Here is a 17,338-nt window from a genome sequence, read left to right as displayed (position 1 = left end):
CCCCGATTTCCGAAGGTGCGAGCAAGGTTGGCACTTCGATCACGCGGGGTTGGCCGGGTTCAGTATCCTCTGCATCTGGCGCGAGACGTGGGAACACAGCGATGATCTCGTGCGCCGCGCCAAGATATACACCCAGTTGCAGATGATCGCTGCGAGGAACGCCGTACACCGTTCCTTCGCCTTGGCATGACAGGCGCAGGCGAGGGATTGTGATATCGAACGGAACGGCGGCTGGTTTCACCTGCCGCCGAAATTGTTCATATCGCATAATCTTGCCGTGTTGCGATCGCTTTGCAACCGCGTTGCTGTCATCTATCGGGGCGAGACCGTCGAGATGGCGGAGACAACTGCGATTTTGTCGTGCCGCAGCACGACTACACTCGCCAATTGCTCGCGGCCGCGCCAGACCTGCCCTACGTCCAAGGACACACCATGCACCTGTTCAGTCACCTCCCGCAATCGGATGTCCTCGCCAAGACGATCGCCGAAATTTTCTCGCAGCGGGTTCAACAGAAGGCAACGCCCGGCATCCGGTTCGCGCTGTTCGACCGCTCCGGAACAGTGCTCGAAAACGGGTTTGGTGATGTGGGTGCGCATCCTCTGCGTTCCCATACCCGGTTCCGGATTGCGTCCTGCACCAAGAGTTTCACCGCTGCGGCCATATTGCTGCTTCGCGATCGGGGCCGGCTTTCCCTTGACGAACCTGTCACGCGCTATGTTCCCGCCTTGCGCCCGACGCTGCCGATCGGCCAGCCAACGGCGCCAACGCTGCGGATGCTTCTGTCGATGGCGGGCGGGCTGCCAACCGATGACCCTTGGGCCGACCGGCAGGAATCGCTCTCCAATGCGGCCCTCGACGCAATTCTTGACAAGGGCGTGCGCTTTGTAACGACGCCAGGCACACGGTACGAATATGCAAACCTCGGATACGCCTTGCTTGGCCGGGTCATTGAAATTGTCGGCGAGCAATCCTATCCCGCTTTCGTGACGGACAACCTGCTGGCTCCGCTCGATCTCCATGAGACGGGTTTCGATCCGGCGACCGTGCCAGCTGACAGGATGGCGACAGGTTTCCGCAAAACCGGCGACGGCTGGCAGCCCTTGCCTTTTACCGGGCCGGGGGCTTTTTCGGCCATCGGGGGCTGTGTGACGACTGTGGGCGATCTTGTCCGCTGGGCTGACTGGTTGTCTGCCGCCTTCCGGCCCGAAGGCACGCAGGATGGCCCTCTGTCTGCCGCAACCCGCCGGGAAATGCAGAGCCTCCAATGCGCCATCGCGCCCGAGCCCGGCAAGGATGTCGGCCTCAAAGGCTACGGCTATGGCCTTGTCGTCGAGCAGCACGCACGGTTTGGCCCGATCATCAGCCATTCCGGCGGTTATCCCGGGTTCAGTTCCCATATGCGTTGGAACGCGCAGACCGGCCTTGGCGTTGTTGCCTTCGAAAACGCCACCTATTCCGGCGCCTGGGAGCCTGCAAGCGCAGCGCTCAGCCAGCTTCTCGACGCGGCCTTCTCCGCCCATGTCCCGGCAGCAACACCGCCAGCCGCAATCCATGAGCTTGTCGCGGGGTTGCGGCACCTGCTTCTGGATGGCTGGGACGATGCTGTCGCCGATGCGATCTTCCTGGAAAACGTTGCTTTGGATCAACCTTACGCGGAGCGCGCCGCCGATCTTGCAAATCTGCGCGCACGGGCGGGTGCAATGGACGAAGGCCTCATGACAGTGGTGCCAAGTGATCCGGGCGGAGCCGATGGCGGTTTCGGACGCTTCGAGGTTCACCTGCCCTGTGCAATGGGTGACTTCATCTTGAAGGCTTTCTGCGGCCCTCCGCAGCCCTTGAAAATCCAGTCCGTCACGGTCAGCTTGGCCGAAAGGCATCCGCTCCAGTCGACGCTCGGTTCAGCCTGAACCGAGCCGTTATACCGTTGCAGGAGCAACGACCCAGATGACCTCGCAGGGTTGCTGGCCCTCGTTCCAGAACCGGACCATTGCCTGCGCCGGAAACGCGAAGCTGTCGCCTTCACGAATGGTCATCTTGCGACCGTTCAGCTGCAGTTCCAGCGTTCCCCGCAGGACAAGGCCACACTTGCCGCCCTCGGCGTTCGAGTAAGGTTCACCGGAATCAGCGCCAGACTCGAGAACAAAGCGAAGCATCTGAATTTTGGGCTGGGTGTCCGGCGTGAGGATTTCCTTCAGGATCGCGCCATCCTCATACGAAATGTCGCGACGGGATGATCGGCGCACCACGAATTCTATGTCGTCGTCCGACTGGGTGGACGAACCTTCGAACAACCATTTGACGGGCATTTCCAAGGCATCGCAGATCGCGCGCATCGACTTGATCGATGGCGTTATCAGCCCGCGTTCGACCTGGCTGAGCATGCCAACCGAAAGCCCGGATCTTTCTGCCACAATTTTCAATGCCATACCGCGCAATTTGCGGCGCAGCCTCAATCGCTCCCCGATGCGACGTTTGTCGTCGCCATGAGCGGCCTTCATCAAAGGGTCCAAACCGAATTCCCCGTTCTGAGAGATCTCTGCAACCTTGCAGCATGCATTAAATTCAAAATATCCGGTCAGCGGAAAGGCCGGCCGTTTCGCAGATGTTTATGTCCAGTTGCCGCCGGCTCATCGAAAAATGAGCCGATGACATGCCCGACATTTAATCGCCCATTGTATCCGATAGAGATGGTTGCAACAGTCTCCCTGCCAGCACCGTGATGGGTGTCCACAACCTATAAACATTAATTCTCAAAAGAAATACTAAAAAAACTTTACATTTTTTTTAGTGGGAATATCGTAATGGTGTGCTGGAGTGAAATGCGCTGGCGGAGTTGATCAAGACGACAGCCAGAGGACGTGACAAAATCCGGTATCAAGCCGCCGACGGGAGGAGCCTCGGCGGCACCTGAGGAGGAGTGGTTATGAACTATCTGAAAATTGGCAGCATTTGCACTCTCATTGCGCTCTGCGCCACCCCGGTGACAGCGCGTGATTTCACCATCGCGGCATGGGGCGGAAATTATCAGGATGCCCAGCGCGAAGCGTATTTCAAGCCGTTCATGAAAGAACAAGGTCTGAAATTCGTTGAGACGACCTACCTTGGCGGCCTGGCTGAACTGAAAGCCATGGCCGACACCGGCAACGTCACCTGGGATCTCGTCATGGCCGGCGGCACGGATGCGCAGCTGGCGTGCGACGAAGGGTTGCTGGAAGAAATCTCCTGGGATGCGCTGGGCGGCGGCAAGGATCTGCTGCCGGCTGCCGTGCAGCCTTGCGCGGCGGGCAACGTGGTCATCGGCAACGGTTTCGCGTATAATGCCGAAGTGTTCCCGGATGCCCCACCGCGGGACTGGGCCGATTTCTTCAACCTGGAAAAATTCCCGGGCAAGCGGGGGATGATCAACAACCCCTACATGAACCTCGAATATGCTCTCATGGCTGACGGTGTTCCGCTCGACAAAGTCTACGAGGTGCTTTCGACGCCCGAAGGCATAGATCGTGCTTTCGCAAAGATGGACACGATCAAGGCCCAATTGCAGTTTTGGGAGGCCGGTTCTCAGCCTGTCGAATGGCTCGTGGCCAAGAATGTGGCTATGAGCAGCGCTTATAACGGCCGCATCATCACCGCCAAGCATGAAGGCAAACCGCTCGAATTCGTCTGGAAGAACCACATTTACAACATCGATGTATGGGCGGTTCCAAAGGGTGCGCCCTACAAGGAGCAGGCCATGGAGTTCCTGAAGCTTGCCAACAACGCGGAAGCGCAGGCGAAGTTTTCCGCCGCCATGCCCTACGGCCCGACAAACGTGAACGCCATCAAATTGATGTCGGAGGCGGATGCCAAGGATCTGCCTGTCGGCGACAACATCGCGGAAGCGTTGCCGTATTCCGATGCGTTCTGGATCGAAAACTACGACACGCTCAAGGAGCGCTGGAGCAACTGGGTTGTCCAGTAAGCTGGCTGCGACCGTGTGACATCTGGACTGCGGCTCGCTTGCCGGCGCCAGCGAGCCGCTCATTCTCCCAAATGCTAGGACACGTCATGTCGAACGCTTTGAGCAATGCTCGTGGCAGTCGCGGGGCAGCCATGTTGCTGCTGTCGATCCCGATTGTTCTCTATGCCCTCGTTTTCCTAACCCCTCTCGCGTCGATCATATCCCTCAGCGTGGACAACTCGGCGCTGGGTGCCAGGTTTGAAAGGCTGAACGCGATCGATGCCGACGGTGATCCGGATCAGCGTGCCGCAGCGCTTCTTGCCGATCTTGGTGCGATGGATAAGAAGCAGTTGGGCGAGGCGGCGCGTTTGCTCAACGTGGAGAAAACCGGGTTCCGCACCTTGATCCTGACCACGGGAAAAAACGTGGAATCCATCGATCCAACCATGGACGGGCTGGTCGCCTTCGACAAGAAATGGGGCGATCAGGACTATTGGGACATCGTTGTCCAGAATGCCGGAACGACAACCTGGCGCTATTACCAGAAGGCGACGGGCCTGAGCGTCAGTGCGGACGGCGACCTGACCTTCGCCAAAGGTGGCGACATCTACCTGCGGATCATGGGCCGCACCTTGTATATTACACTACAGGTCACGCTGCTCACGCTCGTCATCGGCTATCCGCTGGCTTATGGTGCCGCCACTGGCAGCCGTCGGACAAGCACGATCATCATGGCGATCGTCCTTTTAAGCTTCTGGACTTCGGTTCTGGTGCGCACCACGGCCTGGGTCGTGCTTTTGCAGAACAACGGACTGATCAACACCATCCTTATCGGGCTGAGACTGACATCCGAACCTGTCCAGTTGATCTTCAACAGGTTTGGTGCACTGGTGGCCATGACGCATGTGCTGCTGCCCTTCGCCATCCTGCCGATGATCAATGTCATGCGCACCATTCCGAAATCCCAGTCGGACGCGTCTCGCAACCTGGGTGCCGGTGCCGTTGAAACCTTCCTGCGGGTGTATTTTCCGCAAAGCGTGCGCGGCGTTCTGGTCGGCGGCGGCACCGTCTTTATCCTGGCGCTCGGCTTCTACGTCACCCCTGCCCTCACCGGCGGACCCAATGACCAGATGCTGGCGTATTTCATCGCCGATTTCGTCAACAAGACACTGAACTGGGGAATGGCATCGGCGCTTTCGGTGCTGCTGCTGTTGATCGTCGTCATTCTGGTGGCCACGGCCCGCGTCGGCCAATGGGCGGTTTCCAAACGGCAGGGGGACGCCTGATGTCGCGGGTCATATATTGGGTTTCCATCTGTTTCTGTGCCGGTTTTCTCATTCTCCCATTGCTGCTGGTCTGGCCGCTTGCCTTCAACGACAGCTCGTTCCTCTCCTATCCGATGGAAGGCTTCACGCTCGACTGGTTCGCAAAAGTCCTGACGGAACCCACATGGACAAACGCGCTCTGGAACAGCGTCCAAGTCGCCATCGGCTCGATGATCCTTGCCATCCTGATCGGCGGCCTCGCGGCAACCGGGGTGATCTTGACCAGCGGCGGCATGCAGATGGTGCTTAGCGCTTTGTTCGTCTCGCCAATGGTCGTGCCTTCCGTCGTTCTCGGCGTGGCTTTCACCTATGCCTTTGGCCGGGTGGGGATCGGCGGCGGGTACTTTTCGCTGGTATTGGCGCATTCGATCCTTGGGGCACCCCTTGTCTTCCTGTCGGTGATCACCTCGCTGCGAGGGCTGGATCCCAACCTCGATCTTGCCGGCGCCTCGATGGGGGCATCGCGCCTCTACCGCTTCGCCACCATCACGTTGCCTCTCGCAGCACCCGGTTTTGCCGCGGGCGCGCTCTTCGCCTTCATTACGTCTTTCGATGAAGTTGTGATGGCCCTGTTCCTGGCAGACCCCGCCTCGACCACCCTTCCAATCGCCCTGTTCGCGGGCCTGCGTGATCGTCTCGAGCCGACGATCGTTGTTGTGGCCCTGCTTCTGTCATTGGTGAGCCTCTTGGTCCTTCTACTGATCAGCAGGCTGCAAAAGCGCAACGCGGCAACCCGGTTTTGACCGGACGTCGCAGGAGTGACCGTTATGTCTTCGCTAGAAATCAAGAATATCTTTAAACATTACGGTGCGTTCCAGGCGCTCGATGATGTCTCGCTGTCCATCCGCAAGGGAGAATTCGTGACCCTGCTCGGGCCGTCCGGCTCCGGCAAGACAACCTTGCTCAAGATCCTGGCCGGGTTCGAGCCGGTGACCTCGGGCACCGTCGAGATGAACGGACGAAACATCACCGCGCTGTCGCCGGAGAAACGCAACTTCGGTCTCGTATTCCAGGGATACGCACTGTTTCCGCACATGTCGGTCTACGACAATATCGCCTACCCGTTGCGGGTACGGCGCCGGTCAAAGGCAGAGATCGACCAGAGCGTCCGGGCTCTGCTGGATCTTGTCCAGCTCGGCATGCTTGCCGCCCGCAAACCGCAGGAACTGTCCGGCGGACAGCAACAGCGCGTGGCGCTGGCCAGGGCGCTTGTCTTCAAGCCTGATCTTCTGCTGCTCGACGAGCCGATGTCGGCGCTGGACAAGAAGCTTCGTCACGATCTGCAGGAAGAACTGCGCCAAATCCACAGCACGCTCGGCACGACCTTCATCAACGTGACCCACGACCAGGAAGAAGCGATGCATATGTCCGACCGCATTGCCGTGATGAATGGCGGATGCATCGAGCAATATGACACGGCCCATACGCTTTACCGCCGTCCGGCATCGCGTTTTGTTGCGGAATTCGTTGGCAAATCGAACATCTTTCAGGGCGTCGTGTCGGCCTCCCCCGGAGGTGGATCCTCTTTTGTCTGTGCCAACTTCACCCTGCCGGCCGAGGCCGTGAAAGGTGGCAGTACCTGCATGATGGTGCGCCCGGAGGATGCCGAGATCACGACCTCACCGGTTGCCGATGGCCGCGTTTCGCTGCCCGCCAGGGTCGTAAATTCCACATATTCCGGAGACCGTGCGCTTTACACGCTCACGCTGGCCGATGGTGCGCATTTCATTGCCTACGGCAATGCCCGCTCCGGCGTGCATTCCAATGGTGCCGATGTGTCTGTGAGCTTCGCGCCGCAGGACATGGTGAAATTTGACTGAGTTTGAAAGGACATCCCTTGTCGAAATTGAAATATTTCCGTCCGTCCGATGCCGGCACCCCGCTTGTCGACCGGCCATCGCCCGAACGATTGGTTGAAGGAAATCCGGAGTTCAGAAGCTGGCCCTGTCGCGACACCGGCAAGGTGCTCTCCGGCATCTGGGCGGCAACGCCCGGCGTGCACAAGGTCGAGCGCGACGAAAGCGGCCTAGAACAGTTCTACCTCATCGAGGGCGAGATCGAATTGACCGAAGACGGTGGCGATCCGCAGCGCTTCAGCGCCGGCGACCTCGTGGTTATCGAACCGAAGTTTCGCGGCACGTGGCGCACGATCTCTCCAGTGAAGAAGATCTATTTCTACGTTGAACTCTAGCGGCACACACCTGCGCAACCTCAAGCATCACAGGGGACATTTCATGAAGACCACGCCTTTCTGGTGGGAAGAAGCCGAACCTGCCCACGGCGAACGTCAATTCGATACCAACACATGTTCGATCCTCATCGTGGGTGCGGGTTATTCCGGCCTGAGCGCAGCCATCACCCTGGCTGAAGCCGGCGTGAAGGACGTCTTCGTCATCGATTCCCAGAGGATTGGGGAGGGTGCGAGTTCGCGCAACGGCGGACAGATCGGAAACGGCGCCAAGTTCAGCCTTGCGGAAGCCACGCGCCGCTTCGGCGCCAAACGCGCCGCCGAAATCCTCGAGGACTACGACAGGTCCATGGATTTCATGCTCGAACGGGCAAGCACCCTCAAGGACCCCTTTGACCTCAACATGTGTGGCAGTGTTGCCGGCGCCCATTCGCGAAAAGACCTGGAGGGTCTGGTCGCCTATCGCAACGGTCTGTCTGCGGAGAAGCAGAAGCGAGTCGACATACTGCCCGAAGGCGAAGTGCACCGGGTGCTGAAAACGCATATCTATCGCGGCGCGATGGTCAGTCATCACACAGGGTCGATCCACCCGGCCAAATATGTCCGCGCCCTTGCCAATCGCGCGCGGGAACTGGGTGTGCGGATTTTTACCGGCTACCGTTATCAGGGCGTATCGACCATCGCCGGGCGTTACCACGCCCTTGTCGAGGATGTGACAGACCGGAACACGATCACCATTTCATCGGACAAGGTGCTGATCGGTGCGAACGGCTATGTCGGTCCCGAAATTCCGTGGTTGCGCAAGCGTACCATTCCCATCCAGAGCTACATGATCGCGACCGAGCAGCTTCCTCTGGACCAGATGGAAGAACTCATTCCCGGCAACCGCGTGGTGGGGGATACCAAGCACATTCTTTATTATTTCCGGCGCTCGCCCGACGGAACGCGAATTCTCTTTGGTGGCCGTGCCAAATTCCGCACTTCGACCGCCGAGGAATCCGCGGTCGGGCTGAGGGACTTCATGCTTCACACCTTCCCGTCGTTGGAACGCGCGAAAATTACCCATTCATGGTTCGGCAATGTCTGTTTTGCCTACGATTTCTGCTCGCATGTCGGGCGGATGCCGGACGGCACCTATTACACGTCCTGCTGCAATGGCGGCGGCATCTCGATGATGACGTATCTCGGACACCGCAGCGCTGAAATGTTGCTCGGGATGCCCGGCCATGACCGCGGCGTCGTCAACAGTCACTTTCCACGGCTCTATTTCTACAATGGGCATCCCTGGTTCCTGCCAATGGTCGGCACCTACTACCGCTTCCTCGACAGGGCGGCGCGGTGGCGCGACTGATCCGTGTGAAAGGAGCCTTCCATGACCACGCCACAAGGCGCCGCCGGCCCGGGCGATAGCTCCCGGGCGTTCCTCGGCATTGTCCTCATGTGTATCGCAATGTTTGTCGTTCCGATCGTCGATGTCTTCGCCAAGATGCTGGTGCAGCAGGGAATACCGCCGTTACAGACCGTATTCCTGCGCATGGCAATGGGAACGTTGCTGCTGGTGCCGGTGGTCAGGATCTACAGTCCGCAATCGCTTGGAAGGATCCGGCAACCGTTGCCGGTCTTCATGCTTGGCCTTTCCATCGTCGGCTCGACGACCTGTTTCTTCATCGCGCTGGAGTTCATGCCCATTGCCAATGCGCTGGCGATCAGCTTCGTCCAGCCGTTCTTCGTCACGATCCTCTCGAAATATGTTCTCAAGGAACAGGTCGGGGCGTCGCGCTGGTCTGCGCTCGTCATCGGGTTCGCGGCAACCTTGATGATCATCCGCCCGAACTCGGACGCGTTCGAACCAAACAGCATCTTCGCCCTGATGGCCGGCGCGTTCATGGCCTTGTACGTGATCACCGTGCGGTCCGGCGTCAAGATCACCTCTGCTTTGACCACGACGTTCTACACCCACGCGTCGGCGACTGCGCTGGCAGCGCCGTTCATGTTCTTCCTGTGGGAGACGATGAACCTCGAGAAATGGTTGCTCATCATGGCGATGGCCCTGGTGGGACTTCTCGTGCAGTTCCTGATGATCAAAGCGTATGAATTCGGCGAAGCGTCGCTGATCGCGCCTCTGTCTTACATGGAAATGATCAGTTCGACGCTGGCTGGCCTGTGGTTCTTCAGTGAATTTCCCGACAGGACGACATTTCTGGGCGTGGCAATCCTGATCTGCTGTGCCGTTTTCACCTCCTACCACACGAAATCGCGATCAAACGTTCCATTGAACCAGGAGAACTGACATGAAATTTATTGTGGCTGGTGCGGGTCTGGCCGGACTGAATGCAGCGTGGGAGCTGACGAAGGCCGGGCATACCGTCGAGGTTTTCGAATCGAACAATCGCGTCGGCGGTCGATGCTGGTCGGAAGTGCTCTCGAATGGGGAAGTCATCGAACATGGCGGCGAATTCATCGACGTCAACGATCACACCATCCGCCGGCTGTGCGCCGAGTTCGGTCTCCCCATCGTGTCGCTCGGCATCATGTTCGACCGGCGCTGGCAGGTCGACGGTACGATCATGTCTCCGGCGGAGCTTGCCGAGAATATCCGCAAACTGACCGAGGCAGCGGAACGACTGGCCGAGACGCGCGGTTATCGCGTTTCGCTCCGGGAGGTTGCGCGGGAGGCCTACGGGTCGGACTATGCGGACCTGCCCTACTGCCAGAAGCTGTTTGCCACGACCACCTGCGACCCGGACAAGATCAACGGCATTGCGGTGGCCAGGATGTTCCAGGGGCATTCGCAGGATTATATCGAACACCGGGGCCGGGTGATGGCTGGTAACGATGCCGTTGCCAGGGAAATCCACCGCCGCATCGGCGACATCGTGCGTTTCGACACGCCGATCGTCGGCGTCACGCAGGATGATGTGGGCGTTCAGTTCACGTCCGCCACGGGAGACGTTTACCACGGCGATCGCGCTGTCATCGCGGTGCCGTTGCCGAAGCTGAAGATGTTGATCGGCACGCTCGATCTGCCGCCGCTCATGCGCACCGCGATTGACGGGCGCGTCATGGGTGCTGCGGCGAAACTCAATGTCGTGGTCAGCGGCGAGACCCCGCCCAGAGGTATGCAGGCGCCGAATGCCCCGTGGTGGTCGTGGAGTACGGAATCCAAGCAAGGTTATCTCGCTCGCGGCGCACTGACCGTCTATGCCGGCGGCAAGGCGACGATGGACAGCTTGCACCTCGAAGACGGCGGGAGCTACTGGTTGCAGCAGACGCGCAACTATCGCACAGATCTCGATGTGAGCGATGACTACATCCTTACCAACTGGGAAACCAACCCGCATACGCAAGGGGCCTATTCCATGCCCGGCCTGGACTGGCATCCGGAACAGGACGGCATTTTCAACCAAGCAACTGGCAAGATTGCATTCGCCGGCGAGCACACCCATTTTGCGTCGCTCAACGGCGCGCTGGAATCAGGCGCGCGCGCAGCGAAACTCCTGACCTTGATATAACCTGCAACTCGGCGACCTGTTTTTTTGATAGGCGTGCCAGCGACGGCGTGGGATTTTACTTCGGTGCAGTCCCACGCTGCTGGAATCGCAGTGCAATCGATGACGTGTGCCCTCTCTGCAGCATCGGGCGACGATTTTCCGTGAGTTCAAATACAATACGTTCACCGACCGTGCGTTTGCGGAATTGAATGGCGGCAGCTTCCATTTTCAATGCAACGAAGACAATAACGGCCATGATTTCAGCAGGAGGCATGGGAATGGCAGCGTGGTTCTGCGACCCATAAGCGCCATGGCAAAAGGCACGGTATGGAACCAGCACCAGCAGGTAATTTCTGGCGCTTTCGCGCCTTTCTTTGCTTTATTGTTTTGCAACACCATCGATGAAGTGCCGTTTCCGACGGTCCTCGAAACATGGATGAAGGGCAAGTTCTGATTTCCGCGGATGCTTGGTAATCGCCGACTGACCATTAACCGGGCCGTAGGGTTGTTGCTCTAACGTCGTTCGGCAGGATCGGAGGACGACGTGGCGGGACAGAAGGCGACATCAGGCTCGGCGGTGCCGGCAAGGCCCAGCGAGGCAGCGGATATCGCCGATCAGATTCAGGCACTTCTGAGGACGCGCGACAGTTTCCGGGATGATTTGCTCGGTGGCCTCGATGCGTTGAAAAGGGTCACGGCCGAGCGAGACCACCTGCTCGCCTTGATCAATCAGGTTCCCGATCAGTTGTTCGTCAAGGACCTCGATTCCCGCTTTCTCGTCGTCAACCAGGCGGTTGTCGCCGACAAATCGTTTATCGCGACCGGCGAACCGGTGACGGTCGAGGCGCTGATCGGCAAGACCGATTTCGATCTGTTCGCTCCTCCCGTCGCGCAGGAATTTCGCGATATCGAGTTGCAGATCATGCAGTCCGGCCAGCCGATGCTCAGCATGATGGAACACAATGCGTATGCCGATGGCAGCCCGAAATGGGTGTCGATGACCAAGGCGCCGTTGCGCGACAGGGACGGCGTCGTTACAGGCCTCGTCGGCGTCGCCCATGACGTGACCTTGCGAAAGGAGGCAGAAGACCGCGTCCGCTTCATGGCGCACCACGATGTGCTGACCGGCCTGCCGAACCGTGCCCTGCTCGTCGATCGCCTCGATCAGGCCATTCTGCAGGCTGCGGAAGCTGGACGCCCGGTGGCGATCGTCTTTCTCGATCTCGACAATTTCAAATGGGTCAACGATACGCTCGGCCACCAGGCCGGCGACAATCTGCTGACCATCGTCGCCTCCCGGATCGCCGTCTGTCTGCGCGCAACCGATACCGTCGCCCGGCTTGGCGGCGACGAGTTCGTCATCCTGCTGCCGGATCCGCCGCAGGAGATCGACCAGATGATCGATGTGGTCGAGCGGGTGCGCAAGAGCGTCGCCGCGCCTGTCGAGATCGGCGGCCGCACCTTCAGCGTCACGGTCAGCCTGGGTGTAGCCCGCTTCCCGCTTGACGGGCGGAGCCGCGAGGAACTTCTGGCGAAGGCTGATGCGGCGATGTACCAGTCGAAGAAGAAGGGCCGCAATGCGTTCAGCTTTGCCGACCCTGACGCCTGATGGAGGCAGATGTCATGCAGCCTCTGCGATGTCTTCCCGGGCAGCGGGAGATGACAGGGCGAAAAGCCCGGCGATGACGATCATGCAGGCGCCGGCAATCGTCGTCAGATAGGGAACCTCGCCGAAGAACAGAAATCCCCAGAGCGGTGCCCAGAGCATGCCGGTATATTCGAAGGAGGCGACCACGCTTGCCTTGGCGATGCGGTAGGCATGGGTCAGCAGAGTCATCCCGATCGCCGCGATCACGCCGCAGGATGCCATCAGCAGAGCGTCTTTTACTGTCGGCCAAACCCAGGGACGCACCAGAAATTCGATGGATTTGTGACTGGCATGCTGGAAGCCGGTAGCATGAAAGAAGGCGGCAATCAGAAGCGCGCCGGTGAGGTAGACGCCATTCTGATAGAAGGCCATGACCGACGCCGTGGCCTCGTTGCTGATCTTGCGCGCCATCAGCATGGCCAGAGCATAGGTCACGGCCGATGATAGCGACAGGAGCGCCGCCGGCTCGAACAGCCCTGCCCCGGGTTTGAGCATGATCACAACACCGATGAAGCCGACGAAAACGGCCGTGAGGCGCCGCCAGCCGACGCTCTCGCCGAGGATGACGGGTGCCAGCGCGATCATGAACAGCGGTACCGTGAAATAGAGTGCCACCGCATCGGCAAGCGGCAGCGCCGGAAAGGCCATGTAATAGGTCGTATAGGCGAGGAGTAGCAGCGCCGCGCGGCCAGCCAGCGACTTGAACTCGCGGCTGAACAGGCTGCCGAGCCCCGCTTCGAAATGCACGAGCAGCAGCAGGATCGGCACCGAAACGAGGCATCGCACCGAGACGACCTGCGTCAGCGCGTAATTGCCGGACACGGCCTTGATGACGGCGTCCTGTAGCGAAAACACGAAAATGCCGAGGCAGAGGAAAAGGATTCCGAGAGTGGCGCGATTCTGCACGAGGTTCCCCAAGCTGATGCGGCCATATTGCATTCTACGGCGACCAACGCCCTTCCCTTCGCGACATTTCCGCGTCGACTGCTGAAGAATTTTCAGCGGGCTCTCGTCCTTTGACGAGCTGGCGTTTCAGTTTGCTACAGGGCGCTATGAAATCCGGCGTCACCATGCCGGTTTGCAATCTGGGATTAATCAATCGATGGCGAATGCAAAAATTAGGGGTAGTATGCCTTGAAAGCACCAAAGCGGTGCTTTATGTTGAGAACATGGTGCAAACGATCCACACGGCAATCCTCAGATACCGGCTCGCGCCGAGCGAGGAAGCGAAGCTCGCTTTGCAGGAAACGTTCGATGCCTATGCCGCCATGCTTCTGCTTCTGGAGGAACTGGCGGCGGAAAAGGGCGGCGCCAATCTCGTCACCCTGCATGAACTGGCCTACGAGACAGTCCGCGAACGAACCGGTCTGCCGGCACGGATGGTGACGCTGGGCCTACGCGATTTCGCCTCCAGCCGGGGGCGGCCGCCCGGTCCCGTGCGGCTGCCGCTGGATGAAAAGCTGTTTGCCATCAAGGGACCAGCGGATTTGACCATTGCCACGGTACGCGGCCGTGTCGCCATCCCCTTCGATGTCGCCGGCTATTCGCGCGGTTCGTTGAATATTTTCACAGCCCAACTCATTGCCGATCATGGAGCCTATGAAATCCATATCGGTGTTACCCCGCGTACCGATCGAATGGAGGAAAACATGATGATGAATGAAGGTATTCTTTCGCGCATGGGGCGCCTGATCGCCGGCGTTGCCAATGCTGCCGTCGACAAGGCCGAAGGAACCAACAAGATCGCGGTCGTCGAGCAGGCCTTGCGCGAGATCGATGCCGCCGCTGATGAGGCCCGCACGGATATCGGCAAGGCGCGTGCCGAGGAATATCGCCTAAAGAGTCGTCGTGGCGAAATCACCGCCGATCTCAAGGCGCTGGACGAGAAGATCCGCCTTGCCGTCTCGGCCGATCGTGATGATCTAGCCAAGGCCGGCGTGTCGCGCCAGATCGACCTGGAATCGCAGGTGGCAGCCCTCGACAAAGCGTTGACGGATGCGCGCTCCTATCTTGACGAAGGCCAGCAAGCCTTGGCAGCTGTACTTGCCACCCGCCGGGAGGCTGAGGCGCGGCTGGTCGATTTGAAGCGTAGCCTCGCCCAGTTTTCCGAAGAGACGGGCACTGGCCGCGTCCGTGTCAGCGCCGTTGATGATGCTTCGCGCGCCGCGGCGGCCGTTTCCCGCGTCACCGGCGTTCCGGCTGGATCGAACGCAACGAGCGCTGAACTCGATGAACTCGACCGGTTGCACCGCGAACAGGCGATCGAGGCACGGCTCGCCCAGTTCAAGACCGGCAAGAACTGACGCCGATGCAGCTGTTTCTCGCGCCGGAATCGCTGCCCTTCGCCATCGCTGCCGTCATGCTGGCCGCATTGACCGGGATAGAGATGCTCTGCCTGTTGCTTGGTTTCTCGCTCGGCGAGGCCATCGACAAGGCCCTGCCTGACGATCACGGCGGCATGCTGGGGCTGATGTCCTGGCTGAATGTCGGTGGCGTGCCGATCCTGATCCTGATCATGCTGCTTCTCGGCTTTTTCGCCATGATCGGCTTTGTCATCCAAAGCGTCGCGCATGCCATCGGGATCTTGTTGCCCGCCACGCTCGCCGCCCTGCCCGCCTTCGTGTTGGCGCTTCCGGCGGTGCGGGCATCCAGCCGCACGGTAGCGCGCATCGTGCCGAGGGATGAGACCTACGCGGTCGAGACGAGTGAATTCGTCGGCCGCAGCGGCGAAGTCACCGTCGGGCCGCTCGACCAGGGATTGCCCGGCAACGTGCGGGTGAAGGACCGGCACGGCAACTGGCATAGCCTGAGGGCGCGCGCGGCCAAGAGCGAGGACCCGATAGCGATCGGCATGACAGTCCTGCTCGTTGACCACGTTTCCAATGTTTACATCGCCATCCGTGCGACGTCGGACATCTTTCCGACACCCGGACCCACCTCAACGGAGCTATCATGATCTACGATCTTCTCCTGCCCGCCGGCATCGGCATCGTCCTGATCCTCGGCATCGGTTTCGTTCTTGCATCGCTCTACACCCGCTCAAGCCGGGACGAGGCCTATGTGCGCACCGGTTTGGGCGGTCAGAAGGTGGTTCTGGATGGCGGCTCCGTCGTCCTGCCGATCTTCCACTCGATCGCCCGCGTCAACCTGAAGACCCTGCGCCTGGAAGTGCGCCGCGGTGAAGGCGACGCGCTGATCACCAAGGACCGCATGCGTGTCGATATCGGCGCGGAATTCTATGTCCGCGTCAAGCCGGATGCCTCGTCGATCGCGCTGGCCGCGCAGACGCTCGGCAACCGAACGAACGACGCCGAACAGCTGCGCGTCCTCATCGAAGCGAAATTCGTCGACGGCCTGCGTTCGGTTGCCGCCACCATGACGCTCGATGCGCTGCAGGAGCAGCGCATGGATTTCGTCAAGGCGGTTCAGGAGGCTGTCGGTGCAGACCTGCAGTCGAACGGTCTCGAGCTGGAATCGGTGTCGCTGACCCGCCTCGACCAGACGGATATCAAGCATTTCAACGCCAACAACTTCTTCGACGCCCATGGTCTGGCGGCGTTGACGCGCATCACCGAGGGCCGCAAGAAGGAGCGCAACGAAATCGTCCGCGATACCGAAGTGGCGATCGCCCAGAAAGATCTGGAGGCGCGCCAGCAGTCGCTGGCGATCGAGCGGACCAAGCGCGAAGCGGAGCTCAGCCAGGAGCGCGATATCGCCAACAAATCAGCGGCGACCCGCGCCGAGACCGCGCAGCAGGAACAGGCCGCCAAGCGCGCCGAAGAAGAAGCCCGCATCGCCTCGCAGCAGGCGATCGCCGAGGCCGAAGCCTTGGCCAAGCAGGTCCGCGAAAGCGCCAATATCGCCGCCACCCGCGCCGTCCAGCAGCGCGACACCGAGGCCAAGCGCGACCTGCAGATCGTCGCGCAGGAAAGCGCCATCGCGGTGGCCAACAAGAGCCGGGAAGAATCAGAAGCGAAGGCGCAGGCTGAAAATGCCCGCGCGTTGGCGATCGCCGCCGAGGAAAAGGTCGGAACGGCCAAGGCGGTGGAAATTGCCGAACGTGAACGCCTGATCGCCGTCATCGATGCGCGCAAGCGGGCTGAAACCGAGGCGACGGCGGTGACCGTCGGCGCCGAAGCCGAGAAGCAGGCGGCATCCGACCAGGCTGACGCCATCAAGACGCTGGCAACCGCCGAAGCCGATGCGGCCATCATCCGGGCGAAGGGCGTACTCGAAACCGGCAAGGCGGAAGCCGAAAGCGCCGCCCTGCTCAACGAAGCCCGCAACAAGCTCAGTGCCGCCATCATCGAATTCGAAATCCTGCGTGAGCGCATCCGCATCATTCCGGAAGCGCTTGCCGAAGCAGTCAAGCCGATCGAGAAGATTTCCGACATCCGCATCTTCGACACCGGTGGCATGCTTGGCCGCGGTGCAGGTGGCGGCGGCACGGCGGGCGGAAACGGTGTCGGCATGGGCGAAGGCCTCGCCGGACAATTGCTCGCCTATCAGGCCAACAAGCCGATCCTTGATAAACTGCTGAAGGAGGCTGGTTTCGAGGGAGATAATGCGGTCTCGGCGCTGCTCGGCAATCTGCAGGGCAACAAGACGGTTGTCATCGAGGAAGAGGATGAAGACAACGAACGATAGAATCTGATCATGCGCCGGGGCACATATAGTGCCCTGCCCTGCCCCGCGCCGGCAAGACGTCAGTGTACCGAATCCAGAGAGGCTCCGTCGTAAATCTCTTT

The 17,338-nt window shown here is 60.0% G+C and carries 16 protein-coding genes; 14 read left to right on the top strand and 2 right to left on the bottom strand.

Features of this window, described 5'->3' with window-relative positions; all coding sequences use genetic code 11:
- Positions 1–432: 432 nt before the first annotated feature.
- The gene (locus ACST81_RS28110) at positions 433–1,908 is read left to right on the top strand and encodes a serine hydrolase domain-containing protein (protein ID WP_438754984.1); all 1,476 of its coding nucleotides are present in this window, start codon (positions 433–435) and stop codon (positions 1,906–1,908) included.
- Between the two features lie 9 nt (positions 1,909–1,917).
- Here ACST81_RS28110 and ACST81_RS28105 read toward each other — a convergent pair whose 3' ends face one another.
- Entirely contained in the window at positions 1,918–2,412 is a 495-nt protein-coding gene (locus ACST81_RS28105; RefSeq protein ID WP_438754983.1) for a helix-turn-helix domain-containing protein, read from the bottom strand.
- A 512-nt stretch (positions 2,413–2,924) separates the two neighbouring features.
- Between ACST81_RS28105 and ACST81_RS28100 the strand changes: the two genes are divergently transcribed.
- From ACST81_RS28100 to ACST81_RS28055, 10 genes are all read left to right on the top strand, one after another.
- The gene (locus ACST81_RS28100) at positions 2,925–3,959 is read left to right on the top strand and encodes an ABC transporter substrate-binding protein (protein WP_438754982.1); all 1,035 of its coding nucleotides are present in this window, start codon (positions 2,925–2,927) and stop codon (positions 3,957–3,959) included.
- An 86-nt stretch (positions 3,960–4,045) separates the two neighbouring features.
- Entirely contained in the window at positions 4,046–5,224 is a 1,179-nt protein-coding gene (locus ACST81_RS28095; protein ID WP_438754980.1) for an ABC transporter permease, read from the top strand.
- Complete coding sequence (locus ACST81_RS28090; RefSeq protein WP_438755136.1) at positions 5,224–6,006, top strand: ABC transporter permease; 783 nt, start codon at positions 5,224–5,226, stop codon at positions 6,004–6,006. The genes ACST81_RS28095 and ACST81_RS28090 overlap by 1 nt, the downstream gene beginning before the upstream one ends.
- Positions 6,007–6,030: 24 nt before the next feature.
- The gene (locus ACST81_RS28085) at positions 6,031–7,083 is read left to right on the top strand and encodes an ABC transporter ATP-binding protein (RefSeq protein WP_438755134.1); all 1,053 of its coding nucleotides are present in this window, start codon (positions 6,031–6,033) and stop codon (positions 7,081–7,083) included.
- A 17-nt stretch (positions 7,084–7,100) separates the two neighbouring features.
- Positions 7,101–7,454: a cupin domain-containing protein gene (locus ACST81_RS28080; protein WP_438755132.1), complete on the top strand. Its 354-nt coding sequence runs from the start codon at positions 7,101–7,103 to the stop codon at positions 7,452–7,454.
- 43 nt (positions 7,455–7,497) lie between these two features.
- Complete coding sequence (locus ACST81_RS28075) at positions 7,498–8,802, top strand: NAD(P)/FAD-dependent oxidoreductase (RefSeq protein ID WP_438755129.1); 1,305 nt, start codon at positions 7,498–7,500, stop codon at positions 8,800–8,802.
- Positions 8,803–8,823: 21 nt separating this feature from the next.
- Positions 8,824–9,741 carry a DMT family transporter gene (locus ACST81_RS28070; protein WP_438755126.1) on the top strand — a complete coding sequence of 306 codons (918 nt, stop codon included), beginning with the start codon at positions 8,824–8,826 and terminating at the stop codon, positions 9,739–9,741.
- Between the two features lies 1 nt (position 9,742).
- Entirely contained in the window at positions 9,743–10,963 is a 1,221-nt protein-coding gene (locus ACST81_RS28065; RefSeq protein WP_438755123.1) for a flavin monoamine oxidase family protein, read from the top strand.
- A gap of 106 nt (positions 10,964–11,069) precedes the next feature.
- Complete coding sequence (locus ACST81_RS28060; RefSeq protein ID WP_438755120.1) at positions 11,070–11,396, top strand: hypothetical protein; 327 nt, start codon at positions 11,070–11,072, stop codon at positions 11,394–11,396.
- A 90-nt stretch (positions 11,397–11,486) separates the two neighbouring features.
- Positions 11,487–12,551, top strand: coding sequence for a diguanylate cyclase domain-containing protein (locus tag ACST81_RS28055; protein ID WP_438755117.1), 1,065 nt, complete (start codon positions 11,487–11,489; stop codon positions 12,549–12,551).
- Between the two features lie 12 nt (positions 12,552–12,563).
- Here the strand turns inward: ACST81_RS28055 and ACST81_RS28050 are convergent, their stop codons facing one another.
- Complete coding sequence (locus ACST81_RS28050; protein ID WP_438755114.1) at positions 12,564–13,496, bottom strand: DMT family transporter; 933 nt, start codon at positions 13,494–13,496, stop codon at positions 12,564–12,566.
- Positions 13,497–13,741: 245 nt separating this feature from the next.
- Between ACST81_RS28050 and ACST81_RS28045 the strand changes: the two genes are divergently transcribed.
- From ACST81_RS28045 to ACST81_RS28035, 3 genes are read left to right on the top strand one after another with little or no spacing between them, the layout of a single operon-like run.
- Positions 13,742–14,893 carry a PspA/IM30 family protein gene (locus ACST81_RS28045; protein WP_438755112.1) on the top strand — a complete coding sequence of 384 codons (1,152 nt, stop codon included), beginning with the start codon at positions 13,742–13,744 and terminating at the stop codon, positions 14,891–14,893.
- 5 nt (positions 14,894–14,898) lie between these two features.
- A complete protein-coding gene (locus ACST81_RS28040) occupies positions 14,899–15,546 on the top strand; it encodes an OB-fold-containig protein (protein WP_438755109.1) in 648 nt (215 codons plus the stop codon).
- Positions 15,543–17,237 (top strand): flotillin family protein, encoded by a 1,695-nt coding sequence (locus ACST81_RS28035; protein WP_438755105.1) that lies wholly within the window; start codon positions 15,543–15,545, stop codon positions 17,235–17,237. The genes ACST81_RS28040 and ACST81_RS28035 overlap by 4 nt, the downstream gene beginning before the upstream one ends.
- The last annotated feature ends 101 nt before the right edge of the window (positions 17,238–17,338 follow it).

It is taken from the genome of Pararhizobium sp. O133 (genome assembly GCF_051669845.1).
Taxonomy (GTDB): domain Bacteria; phylum Pseudomonadota; class Alphaproteobacteria; order Rhizobiales; family Rhizobiaceae; genus Pararhizobium.
This window is presented reverse-complemented; position numbering and strand designations above follow the sequence as displayed.